Source organism: Psychrobacter sanguinis, from assembly GCF_020736705.1.
In the GTDB taxonomy this organism is placed as follows: domain Bacteria; phylum Pseudomonadota; class Gammaproteobacteria; order Pseudomonadales; family Moraxellaceae; genus Psychrobacter; species Psychrobacter sanguinis.
Map to the genome: position 1 here is coordinate 651147 of NZ_CP085990.1, position 25282 is coordinate 676428.

Below are 25282 nucleotides of genomic sequence, written 5' to 3' on the forward strand. Positions count from 1 at the left end.
CTGCTTGAACAGCGTAATGAGCACCTGCAGCAACAAATTGATCAAACAAACACAAGTCACGATCAACTACAGCAGCTTTTTAACCAAGTGGTTGAAGAAAACCACAAGCTGTATGAACAAGTGCTTGAACTCATCGAAAAACAAAAGCGGCTTATTCACCGGCTCTATGGACAAAAAAGCGAAGGCATCACTGACAGACAAACCCGCTTAAACTATGAGGCGGCGCAAGAGGACTTAGCGCAGCTTGAACAAATCCGAGATGACTACCTTAGCGGCTTAAGCAAAGAGGAGCTTGCCAAGCTGCCTGCGATTGATCGTACTGAGGCAGAAATCCTCATCGATGAGGGTGAGCTTGAAGCCGGCAAAGAGATTACAGATGAGCTGCCCTCAGCCACTGATCAGCCTAAAAAAACAAAGCGTGCCAAATACACAGTGATTCCTGACAACCTTGAGGTGAAAACCCAGGTTCATGAACCACTTACCACCGTCTGTGACTGCGGCTGTCAAATGAAGCGAATTGGAGAGGATAAACAAGACAAACTTGGCATTATCCCTAAGCAGTTTTATATTGAGCGTCACATCTATCCTAAATGGGTATGCCGTGAGTGTGACATCATTCATCAAGCGGCTACCCCCAAGCAGATTATTAACAAAAGCATCGCCACCCCAGAGCTGCTTGCACACATCCTTATTAGCAAATATGCAGACCATCAGCCGCTATATCGGCAGAATATTATCTATCAGCGAAGTGGGGTAACTATCCCCGATGCTACTATGGCAGATTGGGTAGGACGCTGCGGCGTTGCCCTTGAGCCTTTAGTCAGTCGCTTGCATGAACTATTACTGTCAGAGCCTATCTTACATGCCGATGAAACCCCGGTATCTATCATGAAGAACCATGTAAAGGTAGGCAGTAAATCATTAAAAAAAGGCTATATCTGGGCGTATCTTACGCCACAGCAAAGCTCCTTAAAAGCGGTGGTCTATGACTTTGCTGAAAGCCGTCGTAATGAGCATCCTAAAGCCTTTTTAGATAAGTGGCGCGGTAAGCTGGTTTGCGATGATTACAGCGGGTATAAGTTCTTATTTCATCAAGGTGTGACTGAAATCGGTTGTCTGGCCCATGCACGGCGTAAATTTCATGAACTGCATATCACTGGGCAAAGTATCGTGAGCATTGAGGCATTAACGTTATTTAGGCAGTTGTATGCTGTTGAACGTGAGATTGATGAGCGATTTGAAAAAAATACACCCCCAATACCAAGAGATCCCCAAATAGTTCGGCAAATCAGGCAAGAAAAAGCCAAACCGATTGCCGATAAGCTGCACCAATGGTTACAAGAAAAAAGGCAGTTAACCACTAAAAATGCCAGTATTAGTAAGGCGATGGATTATTGCCTGAAACGTTGGCAGGCGCTGACTCAGTATCTAGATGATGGCAGGCTGCCGATTGATAATAATTAGGCGGAGAATCAGATGCGTCCGTGGGCACTTGGGCGTAAAAACTGGTTGTTTGCCGGTTCGCTGCGAAGTGGGCAGCGGGCTGCGAATATTATGTCAATCATTCAGTCAGCTCGCTTAAATGGTTTGGATGTGTCTGCTTATTTGACAGACGTGCTAAGACGCCTGCCTATTCAAGAGGATCTGGATGAGTTGTTACCTCATCGCTGGGTGCCACCGCAATAGGGGTGGTCGGATGCTTACCAAGAAATAAAGAAACTTTTGATACTACTCTACTCCTCATCCAACCGACTAATAGTGACTCCCGTAAAGCCAAAGATAATCGTCAATAATAACGACAAATAACAGAAGAAAGCATAAGGCAAATATTCTAATACCGGGACACCCAGTGCTTGGCTAATAAACACCCCACACACACTCCAAGGGACTAATGGATTAATCACTGTCCCCGCGTCTTCAACCGTGCGAGATAAATTCTTCGGGTGTAAATGCAAACGCTCGAAAGTAGGCCTAAACGCCGTACCCGACAAGAGAATACTGAGATACTGCTCGCCAATTAATACATTAATGCTCAATGCCGACATGGCTGCGGCAAAAATGGCCTGACCCGCTGTGGTCAGCTTATCACGCATACCTGAGAGCAATGCTGGCAAGATACCCAGTGTCTTTAACAGCCCCCCTAAGCTTAACGCCAATATCACGATGGTCTGAGTAAAGAACATACTCTGAATACCACCGCGAGACAACATACCACCGACTTCTCCTAGCTCCAAATTGCCTGCTGGGGCATAACCTGCAAAGAAGTAACTGCCCAACTGCTCGATAGAAGGTGTGCTGTGGATATAAGTCACTATCATCGCTGTGATGATGGTACAAATGATAGTGTAAATAGCATTAACACGATATAAAGCCAATACCACCAATACCACAAAGGGCAGTACCGCATAACCATGTATCAGACCACTATCAATTAACTGCTGTTGCAATACCTTAACCTGGTATAAGTTGCCAGAGTGAGTCTGTCCGGACAGTATCCAAAATAACAGCACACTGATAATCCAAGCAGGCATTGTGGTATAGACCATATTACGAATGTGCTCAAACAGATCAATGCCGACTACAGAGGAAGCAATAGTACCCGTATCTGACAAGGGAGACATTTTATCGCCAAAAAATGCCCCTGAGACCACCGCCCCTGCGGCAATAGCAACATTGGCATCGAAGGCATTGCTCATACCAATAAAGGCAACGCCAAGCGTGGCGACTGTGGTCAAACTACTGCCCAAAGCAATACCAATAATAGAGGTCAACACAAAGGCAGAGATATAATAAAACCGCGGTGAAATAAGTTTAAAGCCAAAGTACATCAGCGTAGGAATGGCACCAGACATCATTAATGCAGACACCATCAGTCCGATGAAGAAGAACAGATAAATGGCCCCAATACCACTCATTACCCCAGCAGCCATCTCTGACTGCATGTGACTGAAACTTAGTCCTCGCATTAATCCCATCAATAGCAAAAAGCACAACGCTAAAATTAAAGACAAATGCGGCACCCAGCCAAAACTGATCATGGTCTCGCCCATAATCAAGATGACTAGCCCTGCCATTAAAAAGGCAAGTTTGGGATTAAGTTGTGGAATCTGTGCTTGGGAATCGGTCAACATACGCCATCCGTTTGGTTGCAGTCAGAAGAATGAATCGGCACATGATAACAATTTTTGTCACTTTTAGATAAATTTTAGCAGTCAGTCCGCTTAGATACTTTCGTTTCGAGTTCCATAACACTAAATGACCCGTTGCTAAAATCTAACGTTGAGTTAACCGTCAATCTGGTTTATTCTTTAATACTGTACGACCAACCACCTTCTGAAAGGAAATAAAATGTTTGAACGTGTCGAATTCTATGCTGGTGATCCAATCTTAGGCCTTATGGTCGAATATGCAAATGATACCAATCCTAATAAAGTAAACTTAGGCGTTGGCGTTTTTTATGATGATGATGGCGTATTGCCTGTGCTTGAGTGCGTGAAGACTGCAGAACAACGCATTGCAGATCCTATCTCAGCCCGCCCTTACCTGCCTATGGAAGGTCTGCCAGGACATCGTAAAGCTTGTCAGAACCTATTATTCGGTAAAGACGCGCCTGTGTTACAACAAAACCGTGTAGCGACCATCGCCACTATCGGCGGATCAGGTGCTTTAAAAGTTGGTGCAGACTTTATCAATACTTGGTTCCCAGAATCAAAATGCTATGTCAGTGACCCAACTTGGGGCAACCACATTGCCATCTTTGAAGGCAGCAGCGTTGAAGTAGGTAAATATCCTTACTATGACAAAGCGACTGGCACAGTGAAATTCGATGCATTGATTGAGTTTCTCAACACTTTAAATAAGAATGACGTGGTGCTGTTACACCCTTGCTGCCACAACCCAACAGGTGTGGACTTAACTCAGCAGCAGTGGGATCAATTACTACAAGTCATCGAAGCACGTGGGATAATCCCATTCATGGACATCGCCTATCAAGGCTTTGGCGAAGACATGGACAGCGATGCCTATGCCATTCGTAAAGCGGTTGATATGGGTCTACCTTTATTTGTCAGTAACTCATTCTCCAAAAACCTATCTTTATATGGTGAGCGCGTGGGTGGCCTATCTGTTGTGTGTCCTACTGAGGAAGAAGCGGCTCGCGTCTTTGGTCAGTTGAAGTTCACTGTACGCCGTATTTACTCAAGCCCACCATCACATGGTGGCCATGTGGTAGACATCGTGATGAATGATGAAGCTTTACATGAGCAATGGGTAAGCGAAGTCTATGGCATGCGTGATCGTATCAAAGCCATGCGTTTACAGTTAAAATCAGTACTTGAAGCCAAAGTACCGGGGCGTAACTTCGACTATCTAACCACTCAAAATGGTATGTTCAGCTTCACTGGTTTAACACCTGGGCAAGTTGAACGCCTAAAAGCAGAGTTCAGTATCTATATGGTGTCAAACTCACGTATGTGTGTTGCTGGTTTAAATACCAAAAACATTGATTATGTGGCCAATGCTATGGCGGAAGTGCTTAAAGACTAATTGAGTCTTTGTTTTTTTAAATAGCAGTCACTCTGTACACGACAAAAAAAAGCTGACTAAGGACAAGGCATAATAGTAATTTTTCTTACGAACCACACTATGCCAAACCTTAATCAGCTCATAAATATATTATCGCAAAACCTAACCATGAACAAGGCAAGATTGACGTGTTTAGGCTTAATTACTCTAGCGATAATACAAGTACAAAGTAGTAACCTCAAACAAATAGCAAGAGGATTTGTCAAAGGTAGGACAAACAGTAATTACAGACGGCTACAACGCTTCTTTGCACAAGTTGACATAGACCAAGACCAGTTAGCCAAATTCATCTATCAACTCTTTGACTTAGACGAAGTCATCATCAGCATAGACAGAACCAACTGGAAATGGGGTAAAAAGAACATTAACATCTTTTTGCTCAGCGTTGTTCATCAAGGAATCGCTATTCCCTTATACTGGACCCTACTTGATAAAAAAGGTAACAGTAATAGTAATGAGAGATGTGAGCTCATACAAAAGTTCATCAACACCTTTGGCGCAGACAAAATACAGTATGTATTAGCCGATAGAGAGTTTGTTGGCAAAGAGTGGTTTCAATGGCTAAATAAAGAGCAAATAAAGTTTTGCATTCGCATCAAACACAACACCCTAGTAGCCAATCATCAGGGTAAATTGGTACAAATAAAGACATTGTTACGTCATCTATCCCCTCATGAAACGTTTATGTTAGCCAGAGTTGTTCCCGTATATGGCGTTAAAGTTCGTCTATTTGCAAAGCGTGATGCTGACAACGATTATGTCATTATAGCGACTAACAATTTAGATCATACGGATGCTATGGCTCTTTATAGCAGACGCTGGGAGATTGAAACCTTGTTTTCTTGTTTTAAAGGACGAGGGTTTAATCTTGAAGATACGCATCTTACACAGTTGGATCGGGTGAGTAAGTTAGTGGCAGTTTGTGCGCTAGCATTTTGTTGGTCATATCGCATTGGGATTAAAACTGTACAGCAACACCCTAAAAGACGAAAGCTTAAGAAACATGGTCGACCACAGCAAAGTTTGTTTGCTATTGGTTTGGATGTTTTGATTGATGGTTTGCGTGAGTATTTCTTTGCTGGCAATCGACGTGTGTTTGAGGTTCTAATAAGTTATTTGTCTCCTAGTCCACGACCTTTGAGACTTTGAGCATTTTTGTCGTGTACAGAGTAGCAGTCATTTAAATAGGTGTTATTTAAAGGGTAATTATGCTGAATGAGTTAAGTCTTAATTGATTATGCAAAAGCCGAGCAATAGCTCGGCTTTTTGTATGGATATAGATATTGACTCCACTTGAGAGTTAGATATTAAAGGCATTAAGTCTTCTGGATTGACATACTCCCACCACCAAACCTAACGGTTATGGTGGGGGAATCTTTGTGACCCATAACAACCTAAGTTGTTACCTTTCGCCATGCCACCTACGCTAATAGGTATAGGCATGGAGGAACTCTTTACACAGTAGCACGTCCTGCTACATCAGCTAACGCCTGAGAGCGTATATTGCTTGCTGCATTGGTATCACGGTCATGGTGTGTTTGACAGCTAGGACACGTCCAATGACGCACCGATAACGGCAGAGTGTTTAATTTGTAATGACAATGCGAACAAATTTTACTACTAGCAAAGAACCGACTCACTTTTAGAATGTTTTTACCATACCAATTCGCCTTGTAGGTAAGCAGGGTAATAAACTGCCCCCAACCCACGTCATTAATCGCTTTGGCAAGTTTTCGGTTCTTTACCATGTTTTTCACCGCTAAATCTTCTATCGCATAACTTGTCGCTTGGTTTTCACAGATAAGGCTATGCGTGATTTGGTGGTGTAAGTCTAAGCGTTGGTTGCGTACTTTTTCATGAATACGAGCAACAGCTAATTTTTGTTTTTGATAGTTCTTACTGGTCTTTTGTTTACGAGCAAAGATTTTTTGCTGTATAGCAAGTCGTTTACTGGCTTTGGCTAAATGCTTTGGGTTATCAAATTTGCTACCATCTGATAGATTGAGTAAGTGACTAATACCTAAGTCAATGCCAACCGTTAATCTAGGTTCAATGGTCGTAGGCGTTGGCAATATATCAGCATTATCAACCAGTACGCTTGCATAGTATTTGCCTGTTGCTGTCTTACTAATCGTTACTGTTTTCACCTTGCCGACAAATTCACGGCTAAACACCGCTTTAATGCCCTTAATTTTAGGTAGATTGATAATACCTTGCTCAAAGTTTACGGTGCAATGTTGAGGGCATTGATAACTACGCTGTGGGATTTTTTTAGATTTGAACCGTGGAAATTTGGCATGACCTTTGAAGAAGTTAGTAAAAGCGGTATAGACATTTAGTAAGGCATTTAGTAGTGATTGGCTATTGACCTCGTTTAGCCATGCAAACTGAGCTTTCTTTTTCTTTTTTACTAAATGGCTTTGCATTTTGCTACGTGATAATGATTTGCCAAACATAGCATAGTAGCGTTTTTGCAATGCCAACGCCCAATTGAACACAAACCGACTACAGCCAAAATGCTTTTCGATTAGCACTCGCTGTTCGTAGTTTGGGTAAATTCTGTATTTATAGGCTTTAAGCATGGTTTGTCAGTCAACTTGAATATAGGTATAACTTAGCATTATTTGCATTTAGCATCAATTATCAGCAATAAACCTAAATCCTTAGAATAGGTCGCCCGTGCTTACATCTCCACCTAAATCAAAGATTATAGGTGGAGAATTACGCACGATAAGTTAAAGATATAGTGGGCGAACATATAAATAGTTACAGTACTAATCTCGCTAAGCCTACTGTACTAGTAACTGCACTCGGTTGCTTGGTAACATATTTAAAGTTCTTTGACTATAGCAGTCCTATTTGACTATAGCAGTCCTATTTGACTATAGCAGTCCTATAAGAGCAATACTATAATGATATAGTTTCTAATCAATTTATAACCAATTTCTAATTACATTCTAAATCATAGCTTTTGTTAAACTTAGCGTAGATAGAGTACCGTTTGACCTCCTTCCCTCCATACAATGAAGGGATTCCCGTTATTGCTACCGAGAACTTCCTAATTCAACGAGAACAGCCCATGCAGACTAACTACACAAGACTGACATTCTCTCCAAAGGCTAACCCCGCAAGCCCTGCGGTTAAAATATTTTTGGCAGCATTGATATCACGGTCATGGGTAGTTTTGCATTCAGGGCAATCCCAATGCCGTGTATCAAGTGTCAAAAAATTCAAGGTATATCCACAGTTGGAACAGCGTTTAGAGCTTGGGAAAAATTGGTCTATCTTAGAGATAGTCCGACCAGCCCAGTCCGCTTTGTATTCCAACTGGTTAACAAAGTTACCCCAACTGGCGTCAGCGATATGCTTGGCCAGCTTAGGATTTTTAATCATGTTTTTTATTCGAAGCGATTCAACACAAATAACTTGGTTTTCGTTTATTAATTTGCGGGACAACTTGTGCAGGTTATCCAATCGACAATCGGAGATTTGGGCGTGAATACGAGCAACTCTCATCTTAGCTTTAGCGCGATTAGCCGAGCCGAGTTTTTTACGACTTAAGGCGCGCTGGGCTTTGGTGAGTTTAGTGGCGTATTTAGCAGTCAGGCGAGGATTGTCGATTTTAATACCGCTATCGGTAACAAACAGGTGTTTAATGCCAACATCAATACCGATATTGCTATCAGACTTTGGCAAGACCTGATTTTCAAACTCGCACAGGCACGATACAAAGTAACGTCCTGCACAATCTTTGGAAATGGTAATGGTGCTTGGTGCGCTTGGCAGTTGCCTAGACCAACGTATATCAAGCGGCTCTTTGCTTTTGGCAATGTAGATTTTACCGTCCCTGTATTTAAAGGCGCTTTTGGTAAATTCAGCCGATTGTTTATGAGTTTTCTTTTTGAATGTTGGATATTTGGCACGACCCTCAAAGAAGTTCTTAAAAGCCGTTTGTTGGTGTCTAAGAGCTTGTTGTGTGGGAACGCAAGAGACATCATTCAAAAAAGCAAATTCAGGTTGTTTTTTCAATTCAGTCAATTGAGCACTTGCTTGAATATAGCCTATTTTTGCCTTGCTTTGGTAATACTCATCAGTACGCCAGCGCAATATCGTGTTATAGACAAACCGCACGCAGCCGAACGTTTGAGCAAGCAGTTTAGCTTGTTCATCAGTTGGGTAAAAGCGGAATTTATAAGCACGATGTTTCATATTTCACATTTTATCATTGATAATGTGAGTAATCAATCAGGGCAATCGCACTATAGAAAATACTCGTTTTAAATTAGATTTGCTAAATTAAAGCAAGTGAAAAGTTAGGGAATATAACTAAAATCCTTTTATATATCTTGTATTTTTATTATTGGCAGCTAACAACATCTGCAAAAGGTCAATAATTAATTAAAATGTGGCTAAAATTGATTTGTAGTGCGATTGCCCTGAGTAATCAATATTTCATCACTATGGTGTTTTCTTCATGCTCTAGAGCCCATGGTACGAACACTCTAAGGACCAAAGATGAATCTTAACCTAAAACTTATCGCCACCTTGCCTTTTTATTTACTATTGGCCAGTTGTTCTAATGACGCTAAAACTGCACAGACACACCCAGACAGTCAATCAGAGACCTCAACACAACATTCCACTGACGTATTGCGTATTGCTGCCGCTGCTAACCTAGCAGGCGTATTACCTGCTGTGATTGACGTCTATGAAACCTCTGATACTCAAACTAGCAAAAACCAAAAACCAAAAATTGAAGTGACTTATGCCTCTTCCGGTAAGCTGTTTGCTCAAATCAACTCTGGGGCACCCTACGATATTTTTTTATCAGCCGATCAAGATTTCCCAGCAAAATATGCGCAGCAGCAAACCAGTGCTAATGCTACGGTACAAACGCCTTTTACCTATACTCGTGGGCAATTGGCACTGTATAGCAGTAATCATGACTTAGGTACATTGAAAACCTTAGATAAAGCTAGCTTACAACAGCTGTTTATCACTCAGCCTAGCGAAAGTAAAACCTCTATTAAAATAACTTTGGCCAATCCTGAACTGGCCCCGTATGGCGCATCTGCAAAATCTTTTTTACAACAGCAAGGGCTATATAACACCTTAAGTAATAAAAAAGTCTTGATTCAAGCAGAGAATATTGGACAAACCTTTCAATATGCGCATACAGCTACCACTGATTATGGCTTCGTGGCATTGTCGCAATTAATTAGTGCCAAAGTAGCAGATTCCAAATACATCATCCTACAGCCAGAGAGCTATCCGGCCATCTTGCAAGATGGTATTGTCATTCGTAACAGTACCCAAGCGACTGATTTTACTAATTATTTACGATCTGAGCCTGCACAAAAGTTATTTGCTGAGGCCGGTTATTTACCGGTTGGATCAACCACATCGGCCACTAGTTAATAAGAGTAGCCACTAATGATATTTTAAAGTCTATAACCATGTAGAGTCCGCTTTATACTAGGTAAATCGAGCAAATATTGCTATGCTGTGTGAGTATCTTTAATTCAATGCTTTAAGCCTTGTGGTATTGCCCAACCTATGTCGCTTCTCTCCCCTCACTTATCAGACATGTTGCAGCCGCTGTGGCTCAGTATTAAGCTTGCCAGCATTACCACTTTGTGCCTTTTGATCTTTGCTACACCGGTGGCGTATTGGCTCGCCAAACCGTCTTCAACCATCCTAATAGCCCGCATTAAAATCATGCTAATGGGCGTAATTGCTATGCCTTTGGTATTGCCACCGACTGTGCTTGGGTTCTATTTGTTGTTATTGATGAGTCCCAATTTTGCCTTAGGTAAATGGATGATGGCCCATAACATTGGCACTTTAGCATTCACTTTTGAAGGGTTAGTGATCGGCTCTATTGTCTATTCTCTACCTTTTTATGTGCAGCCAGTATATGCTCAATTCTTACGTATTCCCAAAAGTGTCAGTGACATGGCGTTATTGTTAGAACCTAGCCGTTTGCGTCGCTTTACTGCTGTCGCTTTACCCCAGGCCAAGGCAGGTATCATTTTAGGCAATCTGATTAGCTTTGCTCATACCATCGGCGAATTTGGCGTGGTATTGATGATTGGCGGCAGTATCGCTGGAGAAACCAAGGTAATTTCTATCGCCATCTATGAGCAAGTTGAAGCCCTCAATTACGAGATGGCACATACCATGTCACTGTTATTGATTGCTTTGGGCATCGTTCTCGTGGCTTTGATTGCCAGTGTTAACAATAAGGTTAATCGCCCTTTTAATAAAATTAATACTCATAAAAACGTTACCAAACTCACTTTAAAAGACTAAAAAACCAGCCGAAGCTGGTCTAATACTGTCTTGTATTAAAGCGTCTTGCATTAAACGATTTCTAAATCATAAAGTCTTTAACCATTGTTACTCAGCCATTTAGAAGGCTCATCTTGGTAATATTCTTGTTTCCATACTGGAATGTCCGCCTTAATGGTATCAAGAATCCAACGGCATGCATCAAAGGCTGGATAACGGTGCTTAGATGACACACCAATCCAGACCGCCATATCGCCAATCTCTAACGCCCCGATACGATGAATCGCCACCGCATTTTCGATATCAAATAAGCGTTTAGCTTCTGCAATAATCAGCTTACCTTGGTTAATCGCCAATTTCTCATAGCCATAATAAGTTAAGCGGGTGACTTTGCTGTCATTATTATGATTGCGCACCCAACCTTCAAACGTGGCTAAGGCTCCGCATTGCTCGTCTTGCAAGAAGTCTTTAATACGCTGCTCGTCAATCGCTTCATCCAATAGAGCAAAGCCTTGGGTTTGAGCTATCTGATACGCTTCTTCTACGGTATGTGAGAGGCTACTTGCCTGCTGATGAGGCTGATTGGCAGTGTCCAAATCAGTTTGACTGTCCATTGTGTGACTCCAAAAAACATTTCTCTAAATAGCTTTTATCTAAACAGCTTTCTCATAGCCAGTTAAAACTAACGTCTAGCCACCGGCCACAGGGGGAATAAAAGCAATGGTGTCACCATCTTTAATGGCCTCATCCCAACTGGCAAACTCATCGTTAATCGCCACTCTTAATTCTGCAGGCTGTTGTCGAAACTGGTAGCGATTTTGCAGGCTGTCATACAGCTCAGTTAAACTGGTACCCGTCTCTAGTGTAAGCGACTCACTGCCTTTATGTGACTTATCTGCCAAACTGGCAAAGTATAAAACGGTAATATTCATAGTTCTCTCAATATAATAATTTCAATTTGTCTTCGACTTAATATTTAACACCCAATACTTAATGCTCAGTGTTTACGCACTTTGGTAGTCTGATTTGCCACCTATCTTAGTGACTAGGCGAATATCATTAATAATGATGTCGTGTGATAACGCCTTGGTCATGTCATAAATCGTTAGACAGGCGACGCTCACGGCCGTTAACGCTTCCATTTCCACGCCCGTCTTATGGGTCACTCGCACTGTGGACTCTACCCGAATGGCACTCTGTTCATCCTCATACTTAAAGCTTAAACCGATTTTATCTAAAGGAAGCGGATGACACAGTGGAATTAAATCATGCGTACGTTTTGCCGCCATAATACCTGCTATATGCGCTGTCTGAGTGATACTACCTTTCTTAATCAGTCCATCCGCCGCTTTAATCTCGGTATAAATATCTTTTGGGAAAATCACATAGCCTTGTGCCACTGCTTCACGTGTGGTCACCGTCTTATGACCCACATCCACCATGTGAATGTCACCATCCGCATCCAGATGTGACAGTTTTGTAGATTGCTTTGAAGATTGTTTTTCAGTTGGTTCTAATGACGGTTGATGGTTAGATTCGGATACTGACTTTGACATAATTGAGGTTAATCCAATAGCATTTTAGAGAGGAAGGTGGTGGTTATAAGAGGTCTATTTAAGCAGTAAGTTAAAAAGTGAAGTTAGAAAATAAAAATATACAACAGCGTTTATCATTAAGCGGTTATGACGGTAAACTTTGGCAGGCCTGTTTAAACTGTTCCGGAGTATTTAGGTTAGATAAGGCGTACCAAGACTCTGGCATAGCGACGTGTTGACAAATAGGCTTAATAAACCCCATTACTCGCCGCTCTCCCGCATCTAAATAAGTTTGTAGAGTCTCAGCCACGCTGAGTTGATACAGTCCCAATAGTGGATACACTCGCTCATTGTCCGTCAAACAATAGACTTGAGGACAGGCATTCTGGGTTACAGCTTGTTGGCCTGCATTTACTACTGGTTGAGCAGTTGTCTCTATAAACTCAGTAACCTGTTTCCAGATATCAGTCGCTGAAATCAAACTATCACAACTCACCACAAGCATCCATTGAGAAATATCGCTAGCATCCGTCAGCATAGCTTGACCAGTGACAGGCACGTATAGCAATTGCTGCATGGCAGACAATATCGCCCCTAATGGCCCTGCTGAATGCTTGTGCTTAGCATCTGGATGGCTACTCTGCGGTTGGTAGTCTTCAACATGGATAAGCGAAGTAACAGCATCCTCTATTTGAGTGCTGAATCCCTGTCCATTATCAGCGATCAGAATCGGTACGCCAAGCTGACTGGCACGCTGCACATGATAATCCAGTAAGCTCTGTCCAGAAGGCAAGGTCAATAACGCTTTAGGAGAGCCCATACGAGTTGATAAGCCACCGGCTAAGATGACTATTCCCGCCAGCCCCACCAACTCACTTTTACTTAACTCTAGAGACAGTGGATTAGTCATGACCGGGGTTAATACGCATTAAATGCGGTACAAAGTTACACGGACCCGTACGACTGTCTAACTGCTCTTTAATAATCTGCGTCCACCCAGTACGGCAAGCGCCAGACGAGCCTGGTAGGCAGAAAATAACCGTATTATTGGCCATACCGGCAATAGCGCGTGATTGAATGGTCGACATACCAATCTCATCCTTTGAAATTAAACGGAACATCTCACCAAAGCCATCGACTTCTTTATCAAACAATACGCTAACCGCTTCTGGCATGCTGTCACGGATATAGAAGCCAGTCCCACCGGTAGTAATTACTGCATGCACCTCAGGATCGGCAATCCAGTCACTAATCACGGCACGGATTTTGTAAATATCATCAGTAATTAATTGACGGTCGGCCAATTTGTGACCCGCTTCTCGTAGCGAGTCTGCTAGGTATTGACCTGATGTGTCTTCTGCCAAAGTACGGCTATCAGAAACCGTCAACACAGCCACATTTAATGGGGTAAATATTTTTTCTTTTGACATAAAAACGGCCTTATCGTTAAAACAAAATAAAATGAAATCAAAAAACTGAACGGGATAACCCACTTTAAAAGAGTAACCCCAAAACAACTTGCTACTAATAATTATTGACTGGCTAATATAAGTTAACCACCAATCATAGATAAGTTATTCATAATGCCACTATTGGACTCAGCCAAATGATGATGCTCAGGTTTAATCGGCATAAATTGATGCAATACCTTTATTAGCCCCGCCACATCTTGCTGCTGTAAATACTCTCGAATGTCATAGTTGCCTTGGTCAAACAAACACAAATGTACTTTGCCCAAGCTACTCACCCGCAGTCGATTACAGCTGTCACAGAAATGAGCCGCATAGGGGGCAATCATACCAATTCGGCCCACATAATCAGGGTGGCTATATTCTATCGCTGGACCATCATTCTGAGAGCGCTCATGAGGTTGCCAGCCATTATTTAGCAAATATTCGGTTATTAAGGTTGACTGCGCATGCTGTGCAAAAAACAAATCACTGTTATCACTGGTCTGCATAAATTCGATAAAACGATAGGTCACTGGGCGCGTTTTTACATACTCTAGAGCGGATAACAGGCTGTCGTAAGCGGTATTTTCCATCAAGATGCCATTTAGCTTAAGCTTGATGTCTGTGGTTTGTAGCAAGGTGTCCATATCTTCAAGAAGTTGCGGCAAAATATCAAAGCCTGTCATCTGCTTAAACGTGGCAGGATCAAAGCTATCGACACTGATATTCAATTGATCTAGGCCAGCTTGCTGCCAATTAGCAATATGCTTACCCAACTTATAGCCATTACTGGTCATTGCCACGGTTTCAATACCTGGGGTTGCCTTTATCAATCGTATAATGTCAGTCACATCTTTACGAATGGAGGGCTCGCCGCCCGTTAAGCGAACTTTTTTGGTGCCTACCTGAGCAAATGCCTTAATCAACACTTCAATCTCAGGCAAGGTCAATTCATTATCCGGACGCTTCCCTTGATAGCCATTGGGTAAGCAGTAGCCACAGCGGAAATTGCAAAAGTCAGTAATCGACAGGCGCAAATAGGTCAACCGACGCGAGAAACCATCAGTCAACAACCCTTCACCATTGGTAGAGTCAGTAGCCGTAGCGTTAGAAGACAGTGAAGCAGTAACACCCTTGGCATCTTTAAAGACTTTAGCGTCTTTAGCAGCTTTATTGTTTTTAGCGGTGTTAGTATTTGTCGCGATTTTAGGGTTGCTAGTCACGTTACGCCAGGTAGCCGCTTTGGAAACTTTATTTTGATAAGAAAAAGGAACATTAATCAAAGCTGCTAATGAAGAAGTACTGCGAGAATAAGGGGTATTGTGGTAGGCCGTATTAACAGATGAGTTTAGGTCATGACCATCAAACATAACTGAATTGGGGGTAGGTGTATACAGTCTAGCTTTCCCTAGGTTGGATTTGAGAGGGGTCATATTGGATACCGTGATCATCTAAAGTTAATGTGCTCTAAGCATTGCCTCAGGTTGTGAATGGAATCTTTATAAAAAAAGAATAATAACAAAAAGCGTATTAAATATTTATGGTCATAAACAGATAAAGAAGGGTAAATGCAACCGAGTGCTACTTTCGTAGATTTAACAAGGTGAATGCGGTCACTCTTTATGTTGTCTATGCTTAAACTTTATGATTAGATTATAACAGGTCGAGGGGTAATAAATACTCACCCTAATGGGGATCACGATTACCACTCCTCTACCTCTTTAGTAGTATAGGTTATAGATAGGGATTAAAAATAGTGTGCTAAAGCTATGTTTTGTTGTGCCTCTACTGTCACTCTGTTAAAACATGCACGCTCGCTATTGAAATTAAGGTTCTGGTGAAGGTTCTAGGGCGTGTCCCTAATTTGAAAAATACAGTAAAGCCTTATTTTAATCCTATATATCAACAAAATATAGGGAAACTCAAGCCATGGCGAGAACAGTAATAACTGACAACATATGGGAACAACTACAAACAACAATGAAGGCTCACGGTTGCCATCAATGGAAGAATGACCGCACCGTAATGGAAGCCATACTTTGGAAACTAAGAACAGGTGCTCCATGGCGAGACATACCTACCGAACTAGGTTCATGGAAAACCGCTTATAACCGCTTTAATCGATGGTCTAAAAAAGGGCTATGGCAGAATTTTTTTTTGACCTACGAACACAAACTGATAAAGAATGGGTATTCATTGACGGAAGTTATGTACGGTGTCATCAACATGCAAGTGGAGCTCGGCGTGGTGAAGAGCGAGCAATTGGACTCAGTCGTGGCGGAAACACGACAAAAATACACTTATGTGTGGACGCGCATGGAAATCCGATCGATTTTAAAATCACTGGGGGTGAAGTGCACGACAGTCAAGTTGCAAACGACCTAATAGAAGTGATTGAACAGGCAGAATATTTTATAGCTGATAAAGGATACGATTCGCAGAAAATCAGAGATAAAGCGATAGAACATGGCATGAGAGCGGTTATTCCTAGAAGAAAAAATACGAAACAACCTAACCCAGAGTTTGACAGTTACCTTTATAAATTACGCCATCTAGTTGAAAATATGTTCGCTCAATTAAAGCATTTTCGCAGTATAGCAACACGCTATGATAAGCTAGCACGCAATTTTAAATCTATGCTTTACCTAGCTTGTACTATTATTCACTGTAGGTTAAATTGAGGACACGCCCTAGTATTGGTAGCTAAACTCATATAGCAGTTAAGACCATGGGAACGGCTGTACCAAAACTTCCTCACCCGCACTAACATTGCCAGAGTCTTTGGGCAGTACGATCAGACAATTGCCCAAACTAAGCTGCTTAATACGATGTGAATCTTGCTTACCCGCAGTACTGACCACATATTGCCCTGTTTCATCTTGACTCAAGATGCCGCGTTGGAAATCAGCACGACCGGGGGATTTTCTCACGTCATTACTCAAAGTTGCAGTGACGGTCAATGTCATCGGCATGTCCTCTTGAGCGACGCCTGATAACTGCCACAATGCTGGAATAATAAACTGTAAGCTACCGACCACAGAAGATAGGGGGTTGCCAGGTAACCCAAAGTACAACACAGGCACTTCTAAACCTTGAGTTAGCTCACCAAAGACAAATGGTTTGCCTGGCTTCATAGCTACCTTGTAATGGTTAATCTGACCCAACTCTTCAATCACTGTGGTCAAAAAGTCATAATCTCCTACTGAGACCCCTGCGGTAGAAATAAGAACATCGCACTCTTGCATCGCACTGAGTATCGCCTTTTTGGTCAACTCAAGATGATCCGGAATAATGCCATAATCATTTATAACCACCGGCATATCAGCGAACATACTCTTTAGCGTTGGGGTGTTGGAATTATAAATCTGAGCAAGGGTTTGCAGGGGCTCACCTACTTTTACCAGCTCATCCCCGGTGGCCAAGATACCGACCACTAACGGCTTATAGATGTCGACAGTTGCTAACCCTAAGTTGGCCAATAGACTGATGTCTGCAGGATTGAGGCGTTTGCCCGCTTGAAGTACCACTTCACCAGACTCAATTTCCTCGCCTTGTTTACGTATATTACGGTCTACTTTTGCCGCTTGGATCAATTCAATGTCATAAGCCTGTGATTTATCGATGCTGTCTTTAATCTCAGCAAAATTGGTATTTTCTTGCATCACTACAGTGTCACAGTCGCTCGGCACCACCGCACCGGTAAAAATACGTACCCCTTGCCCTGCTTGTAAAGTGCCGGTAAATGCAGAACCTGCCTGTGACTCACCAATAATTTGAATAATCTTCCCCTGCTCTAGCGTACTGCCCGTTGCTATGGCATAGCCGTCCATAGCCGATAGGTTCTGACGTGGCACATCGAACGGAGAAACGATGTCGGTGGCTAGAATATGATTTTGACTGACCAATAAATCCCGAGTTTCTGTGGCACGTTTAGTAAACGGTAAGTCTTGTTCATTATAAGCCGTGATACGCTCGGTAATGGCGCCCTTTAATGCTTCAACAGTAATCATGAAATTGCTCTTTTTTTGTTAGTATGAACCTTGATTGGCAAACCCATTACTCTCGTAAGGATAACGTAAACCTACGCTTTTGTTTAATTTTGTTAAAAATGCAATTTAGACTAAAAACCCCAGTGGATGCATCAGACAAATTAAGCTAATGTTTAAGATACCCCTGATAAATTTACTAATACTAGCGATGGAATATGATGTGAAGACTAATACAGAGCTAATCACGCGTTGGCTTAACGATGAGCTTACCCTAAAAGCAGATCTAAATGAAGCTCAGCCTTTGATTAGAGAGCTGTACAATTTACATCAGATACTTCCTCTTTCATGTAAAGAATTCAAAGTCGAGAAAGAGGCACTTACGTCATGGTTAAATCTTCCTGATAATAGTACTTTTATAGCACAATCAACTCACTCTCAAAATACTCCTTTAGAGCAACTCAAACTAAAATACATCGTAGATAGACCATTAGTTGCATTTCTGGCTACTCACTCCGATGATCCTAAAATTAGTATGATTAGGTCAACTTACCTATTTGTATGCTTAAAGCTAGTAGTATTGACAAAGCACGACAGCCGTATAAAACAAACCTTAACTGAGTGTCGCCTACTCGAATCAAAAAAACGAAGCTTTCTAATTCCATTTTTACCTGATTTTACTACTATTAAGACTCTATCAGACCTTCTGTCTTATTTTCAATCATTAGAAAACACCAATTTTTATGAGCAATGGAAAAAAATTAATAGTGAGGAGCTTGAACGCTTTATCTCAAATGCTAGGGCCAATCCACATGAAGATGAAAAAGATCTAGAATGGACTGACTGTGACCTGTGTAATCACCGTCTATCAAAGTTTTTATACAACTTTTCATATCCGTTAACTTTAATTTATGATCAAAAACGGGGGGTAAAAAAGATAACAAAGCAACAAGAAAAAGTGGTTACTAGCTCTTTATATGAAGACGAGATAACCGGCAACACTATTAGCACCTTGAGCTTCATCACAGAAAAAGAGGATGCTAATAATTGCTTTGAAGTATCAGAAAGACAAGATGATGAGAAATACGCCATTGAACAAGTGATTATTTCTCGCCCTACTAATTACTATATTGATAAAGTTAACGCAGACCAACAAGCTAACTGTCGGCGTTTGCGTTCGATGAGCCAAGTTACCGATGTCAATATTGCCCATTTTGATGAAATTTTAGTCCTGCTTGATTTTTTAATTCATACCTTAAAGCAAATAGATTTAGCAGCACTCAAAGACTTAAATGATAACGATAAACAAATAAGCTTCACCATATCCCATCAAGCGGCTCTTTATATTTTTATACTTTTATTAACTGGCACTGATGAGATGCCTGTATCTGACCGCATGGAAGTAAGTTTTAACGCCTTAACATATAAGATCATATTTAAGCCCACTAGAAGTGAAATTCAGGATGACTGGAATAGCCAGCTATGTGCTAAAAATACGGAAGATATATATGGCTATCTCTCTGAACGCATAGGCTGCCTTTATGACGCTCTTTTTGCTTTTGTTAATGATAATGATAGTGATAATGATGAGGCACTTAAGCATATACAGAATAAAGCATACGAACAACTAAAAGATCTGAATAAAAGCAAGGGTACAAGGTTATCGTTAAATAAAGTCAAAGCTTACTTAGCTCACTATTTGCTTCAAAAAGGCTATGACCATGCGATTGTTAGTGTTCTAACTAATAAACCCATCCATAGTGTATCTGCACTTCCGTATTTTAATGCCAGCCAGCTTGAAGTATATAAGTGTCAAAGTACATTTTATGACCACCTTCGTGACGAACTGATAAGCTCTAAACGCTTCCAAATACCTAAAGAAGACCTAGATAGTTTTTTACAAATTCCCGAGGATGAAGAGACGGACTATTGGGATAAACAAACAGGGACAGTATTAGCAATAACCGAGTCCGCTCTAGAACCAATTATCTCCTCGCTCAAAAAAGACTTAGATGACGCAATAAAACGTAGAGATTTGATGCAACTAGAATCAGTGGTTGATCTCCATAACTTATTTACTGATTATCTATATTTAATGTTAGCTGCATCAACTGGCTATAGGCCTGTTACTGAGCCTTTTGGGCGGCTTCAACACATAGATACGCGAACTTCAAAATATTTCATCAGTGATAAAGAGAACCACCAAGACAGTATAGGCAGGTTTATTTACTTACCACAAACAGTAACTGCTCAAATTATTGCCTTTTACGACTATTTGGATGTATATGTGCAGGCATACGGCAGACTAAATTATGCTGTTAGCCAAATTTTTAACGATATCCTTATGAGTAAAACGGGCCTTATTACCTATTTAAAATACGATCAGAAGGGTACTACTATTTATAAGGAAAAAATTAATAATACCTACCTTGCAAAACGCTTAGCTCCTTTTATTAGCTTACCTCTTAATTGGTCGCGTCACTTTATCCGTTCGTATAAAATTAATGGATATCTTAGTGCGTATTCTCCTTATGAGGGCGACAAGGATAATTTGTTTGGATACGATGTTATAGGGGCATTCATGGGGCATGCTGATGAATTGGGCTATAGTTTTTTAGGGAAATTCAGTGGCTTAAAATCAAAAGAACTGCGCCGTTTATCTTATAAATTAAATGATTTGCTTGAAACCTGTGGATTTGGGGTCGTAAAGCTAGGAGACCTGTATGGCTAATACTGAAATATCTGGCATCGAAAAGCGAAACATGAATCGCGACCGACAGGGTGAGCGAAGGCATAAAAGAGCACGACAATTGATTAACAGTAAAATTGATTTTAAAAAGTTAGTTAAAAGCGATTGTCCCCAGCAATTATTTAGTTCTATGTGGACGCAGTTTGATCAGGCTCTTAGCAAGGATAACTTATTCAAAAACTACTTATCCTATGTTGACGGTTATAATACTGGTGTAGAGCACTGTCAAGATATGCTGGAAAATCATAATATTAATGTTGGTTTTCCAAAATTAATAATTCTCTCCTCACGTCCTGAAAGCTTTCGCACTGAGTCTTGGTTCTATAACGGACAAAAGACTTTAAGCTTTTATCTAGCATGGATGAAAAGACTCGAAATTACACATACACCAAGCATTGAAGATGTCCTTTTGTCACTTATCTTTCATAGCGCAATATTACACAAACCGACTCTCGATCAAATTATCTTAGATGTCGTTAAGGGCAACCCTAAATTAATAACAGTTCAAGAGCTACCTGCTATTGATATTATTATTAACGATAATGCCACGCCTACTAACTATTATACTCAAATTAAAAATAATCTTAAGGCCATTCATCAAGCTAAAATATTTTTATCCCCCTTGACTGTAAGAATAGTTAAGCTATATCTAAATAGCATAAAGCATGAGCATCCGACAAGCACTGAAATATGTACGCAAACTATTTATAGACGTCTAAGGGTATTTAAAGAGGTAGGGGCTATATCTCAATCTATGCCATTAATAGATTTTTTAACTTCAGCTATCTACGTACTTGAGGATTATCTTGAAGTAAATCTTCCAGAGTATCTATGGTATTTATTAATGGGACAAGATAGAGCTTACACCATACCTACTAATAACTGGCAGTCTATTGTACATAATATTAGCCACAGGGATGCTAAGATCAGCGCCCTTTCAGCACCAAGTACTCCAGCGCCTAATGTAACCCAGCACTATAAAGCTCGTAGTAAGACTGATTTGGCAGTCGATATAGCCAAATTGTTTAAAAAAACAGGTGCCCAAAAGATATCAAAAACTAAATTCACAGCAAGCTTAACTGAGCTTCATTCACAGCTTTTGCGAAACGAAGCTCCCTTAAATGAGATTGCCTTAACTGGTTGGCTGTTATCAAAAGTTACTGGCGGTTGTGAAGTGAGTAGCGTGCAAACTTACAGCAATAGAATTACTAATCGATGGCTAAGTGTCAGTCGTGGTATGGAATTGGAGGATTTCGATGAAGATGATTTTTTATATTTTTATGATGAGCTGATTGAGCTTGGCAGGACGGAGAAAGCAAAAAATGCGACTGCTAGCTTGATAGACGAGATTCACAGCTACTTAGTCACCCATCATGATATTGAGCCTATCGCCGCTTTGTCCTCTAAAGTACGTCCTCATCGTAAAACCGGATATATATCTGAAACCATGTTCCAGTCTATCTTAAATCAAATTGATAGTTTAGATTTAAATCTTGAAGCGATAGAGTCATTAAAACTAGCATTAATATTAGCCCATCGCTGTAGTCTTAGGGTCGGTGAAATAGCCAAAATAAGAATAAAAGATATATTTGCCGTATCTTATTTAGATATTAGAAACAATAAATACGGGAACAACAAAACCAGTTCTGCATTACGTCGTATCTTATTATCAAAGCTACTAACTAAAGAGGATTACGAACTCTTTAAGCGTGTATATGCCAAACGGGTTTCTAGCGAAGGAGAGACGTTGATCGCAACCCAAGCAGGTCTCCCCTACCAACCTAACGACCTTTCCAGATTACTTAGCGAAGCCATAAAAGCTTGCACTGGATTATCCTACTTATCAACGCATCACCTGCGACATAGCTTTATTACTAACTTTCAGTTAATGTCATTCATTTATGACGATGATAACGCCTATAACGATCATATATGTTATAGCTGGCTACAAAGCCTAATACCCTATACTCAAGAAGAAGCACATGAAATCTTAACCACTATTGAAAGCCCACTAGCTTACAAAAAAATATTGGCTTTGGCAGGATTAGCTGGACATGCATCTCCAACAACAACCTACTCATCCTATGTTCATCTTTTAGATATTCAAATTGGCTTATTACTTTGGCATACAGACTTTAAACTATCAAAAGCGCACTCCGCTTTATTGAAACTGCCCCGAAGACAACAAAAGTCGATACACGACCCTCTATTATTAAACAGCTACTTGCTTAAAAAATTAAAACTTAAAAAACTTCCTAAGCCAAGGTCAACGACGAAATTAAATACCATCAACCATCCTACGGCTAAAAGACGCTATGGATTTAATGAGGTGCGCCTAGTTTTAACTGCGTATGCCACAAAAGAAGATTACCAAGAATGGCTTTTAAAGCTATCTATTGAAGAAGCTACTTTTATGAGTTGGTTAGAGAACGCGCGTCGACTAAGAAGTGATGCACGCTTTAAAACAAGTGCAGGCAACTCAAAACTTTTTAAAGTTAATGACAAAGTTAGCTTAGTACCAAAGTTAGATAAATTCGATGAAGATAAAAAGATATTAACTCATATAACTGAGAAGTTTCGTAAGCTTTATACTGAATCAAAACTCCCAAGGCCTTTATTGCTTAAGTTTATTTTATTAACTCTTATGAACTCTACTCACCAGAGAAACTATATTATGTTTAGAGATATCAGTCATCTTAAAGGCTATATTGAAGTGCTATCTGAGTTAATTCATAAAAAAAATATACGTCTAACTATCTACAATGAAGCCCGGGCTACAAAGTTTGAAGAAAAGGAGTTAGCTCAGGTCTTATATATTATGAAGAGTTATAGGCCTCATATAAAGCATGAGGGTACAAAGCAGCATAATAATAGATCGACGTTTAGGGTGGCTATCTCTATAGCAAGTCAGACTGAAGAAGAAAGGATAGCTAATAATATTAAAAAGCCTATCGAACAATGGACTGTACGTACACTTCAAATTTTCTGTCATCATGCCTATATCATGATGGGTAATATTATTGAAAGTAACGAGAAATGAGCCACTCGCCACCTACAGAGCTAGGGAATGCTAGTAAAGAGGATTAAAATGGATTTAACAGTTAAAAGTATCGCTATGCAACAAAAATATAAGTTTGAGTTTCATCCTTTAGCTAAAAAGCTTTATAACACCTTCATTCAAGCTTATACAGATAATGAGCAAGTAAAATATTTAACTCAGATAGATGAGTTAACAACAGGTATATCTAACTTTCCCTTGCATCAGGTTTCAGTAATAAATGTCGGTATAAATGAATACCAAATTATCGGAGGATGCTTTTCTCCACTTTTCAATATCAATAACTTAAACCGTAATAACACACTTCTTTTAACCTATACCTCTGCTATCAAAGCTGAAAAGAGGGGCAAAATTAAAGCGGAACGAAAAAGACTTAATAGCAATGCTCAGCCTGACTTTGAACAATTAATTATTGATTTTATTTATATGGATTTTATTAGAGCAGCTTCATTGTTATCGTTGAAAAAACCAGGTTTGATGGCTAACTATTTACGCCAAATCTCTCATGAATACCATAGTAGGATCTGGCGCGATATATTCGGCAATAAACATAGTTATTTTCAGCTAACAAATCTAGTACTATTAACTAATACAGCAAGGTCGGCTATCAACCAACAGAAGTCTTCCTCCCACACTTCAGTCAAGTGGCCTAACTGAATAACCCAGAACAGTTGCTGATGATCTATTTTGGGCGGTGGTTCAAAAAGTAGGCTGAAAAGACAGACTGAGAAATTGATAAAATAGTGAAATGCAAATGACACTATACATCAAATGCCCAGCCTGTCTAAGTGACAGTATAAAGAAAAATGGCTTCAAAAGCTATGGTAAACAAAACTATAAATGCAAAGACTGCAAACGGCAGTTTATTGGCGACCATGCCTTAACGTACCAAGGCTGTCACTCCCAAAAAGATAGCAAAATACGACATCTTATGGTTCGAGGCAGTGGCATAAAAGACATCGCTTGCGTTGAAAAAATCATCAAAGGCAATATGACTGTCTTGAAGTCCATGAGCTTTAGACCTTTGTCAGGACAAACGCACACTTTTAGTTAGGAATTCTATTTAAAATCAGATAGTTATGGATTTAGATTTTCATTTTCTAAGTTTATAAGTTACTGAAAATATTAATGTTTTTTAAAAGTATGCGTTTGCCCTGAGACATTTTTAGGTAAAAAGACCAACAAACAATGGTTAATTTATGCCTATCACCGTGACACAGGTGAAGTTGTTGCCTATGTATGGGGAAAACGAGACCTTGACACTGTTAACAAGCTTAAAGCTAAGCTGAAAGCCTTAGGCGTAAGTTGTGCTAAAATCGCTAGTGAAACCTGGGATAGCTTTGTTACCGGTTTTAAGGGCTTTACCCAAATCATTGGCAAGTTTTTCACGGTCGGCATTGAAGGTAATAATTGCACTATCAGACATCGAGTAAGGCGAGCATTTAGGCGAAGTTGTAACTTTTCTAAAAAACTGGAAAATCACTTTAAAGCCTTTGATTTAGCTTTCTTTTACATCAATCATGGGTATGTCTAATGTTAGCCTACTTTTTGAACCACCACCAGATATTGTGTAAGTCCTAAATAATAGATAATATAATTTTTTTGCGTAACCTTAAATAAGAGCTTGA

The 25282-nt window shown here is 40.4% G+C and carries 18 protein-coding genes and 2 pseudogenes; 10 read left to right on the plus strand and 10 right to left on the minus strand.

What is annotated here, in order from left to right; all coding sequences use genetic code 11:
- Positions 1-24 precede the first annotated feature (24 nt).
- Positions 25-1686, plus strand: a pseudogene (gene tnpC / locus LK453_RS02790) (IS66 family transposase).
- A gap of 47 nt (positions 1687-1733) precedes the next feature.
- On the opposite strand, the gene nhaC reads toward tnpC, so the two are convergent.
- Positions 1734-3131, minus strand: coding sequence for a Na+/H+ antiporter NhaC (gene nhaC / locus LK453_RS02795; protein WP_201542318.1), 1398 nt, complete (start codon positions 3129-3131; stop codon positions 1734-1736).
- Positions 3132-3348: 217 nt separating this feature from the next.
- Here nhaC and LK453_RS02800 point away from each other — a divergent pair, with 217 nt between their 5' ends.
- Together LK453_RS02800 and LK453_RS02805 are read left to right on the plus strand one after the other, a co-directional pair.
- Positions 3349-4545, plus strand: coding sequence for an amino acid aminotransferase (locus tag LK453_RS02800; protein ID WP_201542316.1), 1197 nt, complete (start codon positions 3349-3351; stop codon positions 4543-4545).
- Between the two features lie 99 nt (positions 4546-4644).
- Positions 4645-5733: an IS4 family transposase gene (locus tag LK453_RS02805; protein ID WP_227954058.1), complete on the plus strand. Its 1089-nt coding sequence runs from the start codon at positions 4645-4647 to the stop codon at positions 5731-5733.
- A gap of 305 nt (positions 5734-6038) precedes the next feature.
- Here the strand turns inward: LK453_RS02805 and LK453_RS02810 are convergent, their stop codons facing one another.
- Together LK453_RS02810 and LK453_RS02815 are read right to left on the minus strand one after the other, a co-directional pair.
- On the minus strand, positions 6039-7166 hold the full coding sequence (locus tag LK453_RS02810; RefSeq protein ID WP_227954059.1) for a transposase: 1128 nt from the start codon (positions 7164-7166) through the stop codon (positions 6039-6041).
- A gap of 508 nt (positions 7167-7674) precedes the next feature.
- Positions 7675-8793 carry an RNA-guided endonuclease InsQ/TnpB family protein gene (locus tag LK453_RS02815; protein ID WP_201542223.1) on the minus strand — a complete coding sequence of 373 codons (1119 nt, stop codon included), beginning with the start codon at positions 8791-8793 and terminating at the stop codon, positions 7675-7677.
- A 306-nt stretch (positions 8794-9099) separates the two neighbouring features.
- Here LK453_RS02815 and modA point away from each other — a divergent pair, with 306 nt between their 5' ends.
- Positions 9100-10002, plus strand: coding sequence for a molybdate ABC transporter substrate-binding protein (gene modA, locus LK453_RS02820; RefSeq protein WP_201542221.1), 903 nt, complete (start codon positions 9100-9102; stop codon positions 10000-10002).
- Between the two features lie 138 nt (positions 10003-10140).
- Positions 10141-10896, plus strand: a complete 756-nt coding sequence (gene modB, locus LK453_RS02825; RefSeq protein WP_201542219.1) for a molybdate ABC transporter permease subunit — start codon at positions 10141-10143, stop codon at positions 10894-10896.
- Between the two features lie 77 nt (positions 10897-10973).
- Here the strand turns inward: modB and LK453_RS02830 are convergent, their stop codons facing one another.
- From LK453_RS02830 to moaA, 6 genes are all read right to left on the minus strand, one after another.
- A complete protein-coding gene (locus tag LK453_RS02830; RefSeq protein WP_201542209.1) occupies positions 10974-11489 on the minus strand; it encodes a molybdenum cofactor biosynthesis protein MoaE in 516 nt (171 codons plus the stop codon).
- Positions 11490-11564: 75 nt separating this feature from the next.
- Complete coding sequence (gene moaD, locus LK453_RS02835) at positions 11565-11807, minus strand: molybdopterin converting factor subunit 1 (protein ID WP_201542206.1); 243 nt, start codon at positions 11805-11807, stop codon at positions 11565-11567.
- A gap of 72 nt (positions 11808-11879) precedes the next feature.
- On the minus strand, positions 11880-12431 hold the full coding sequence (moaC, locus tag LK453_RS02840; protein ID WP_201542204.1) for a cyclic pyranopterin monophosphate synthase MoaC: 552 nt from the start codon (positions 12429-12431) through the stop codon (positions 11880-11882).
- A 124-nt stretch (positions 12432-12555) separates the two neighbouring features.
- The gene (gene mobA / locus LK453_RS02845) at positions 12556-13320 is read right to left on the minus strand and encodes a molybdenum cofactor guanylyltransferase (RefSeq protein WP_201542202.1); all 765 of its coding nucleotides are present in this window, start codon (positions 13318-13320) and stop codon (positions 12556-12558) included.
- Entirely contained in the window at positions 13313-13840 is a 528-nt protein-coding gene (gene moaB, locus LK453_RS02850; RefSeq protein WP_201542200.1) for a molybdenum cofactor biosynthesis protein B, read from the minus strand. Before moaB ends, mobA begins: the two co-directional genes overlap by 8 nt.
- Before the next feature lie 122 nt (positions 13841-13962).
- Entirely contained in the window at positions 13963-15312 is a 1350-nt protein-coding gene (gene moaA / locus LK453_RS02855) for a GTP 3',8-cyclase MoaA (RefSeq protein WP_201542198.1), read from the minus strand.
- Positions 15313-15790: 478 nt separating this feature from the next.
- Here moaA and LK453_RS02860 point away from each other — a divergent pair.
- Positions 15791-16542 (plus strand): IS5 family transposase gene (locus LK453_RS02860; protein WP_265578863.1). Its coding sequence is split into 2 segments (ribosomal slippage): positions 15791-16004 and positions 16004-16542, totalling 753 coding nucleotides; the frame shifts between segments, so codons are not numbered across the junction.
- 39 nt (positions 16543-16581) lie between these two features.
- Here the strand turns inward: LK453_RS02860 and LK453_RS02865 are convergent.
- Entirely contained in the window at positions 16582-17871 is a 1290-nt protein-coding gene (locus LK453_RS02865; RefSeq protein ID WP_201542075.1) for a molybdopterin molybdotransferase MoeA, read from the minus strand.
- Positions 17872-18070: 199 nt separating this feature from the next.
- Here LK453_RS02865 and LK453_RS02870 point away from each other — a divergent pair, with 199 nt between their 5' ends.
- The 4 genes and pseudogenes from LK453_RS02870 (at position 18071) to LK453_RS02885 (ending at position 25188) form a co-directional block, all read left to right on the plus strand.
- Positions 18071-20578, plus strand: a complete 2508-nt coding sequence (locus LK453_RS02870; protein ID WP_201542073.1) for a hypothetical protein — start codon at positions 18071-18073, stop codon at positions 20576-20578.
- Entirely contained in the window at positions 20571-23636 is a 3066-nt protein-coding gene (locus tag LK453_RS02875) for a tyrosine-type recombinase/integrase (RefSeq protein ID WP_201542071.1), read from the plus strand. The genes LK453_RS02870 and LK453_RS02875 overlap by 8 nt, the downstream gene beginning before the upstream one ends.
- A 48-nt stretch (positions 23637-23684) precedes the next feature.
- On the plus strand, positions 23685-24311 hold the full coding sequence (locus LK453_RS02880; protein WP_201542069.1) for a hypothetical protein: 627 nt from the start codon (positions 23685-23687) through the stop codon (positions 24309-24311).
- 91 nt (positions 24312-24402) lie between these two features.
- Positions 24403-25188, plus strand: a pseudogene (locus LK453_RS02885) (IS1 family transposase).
- Positions 25189-25282: the final 94 nt, after the last annotated feature.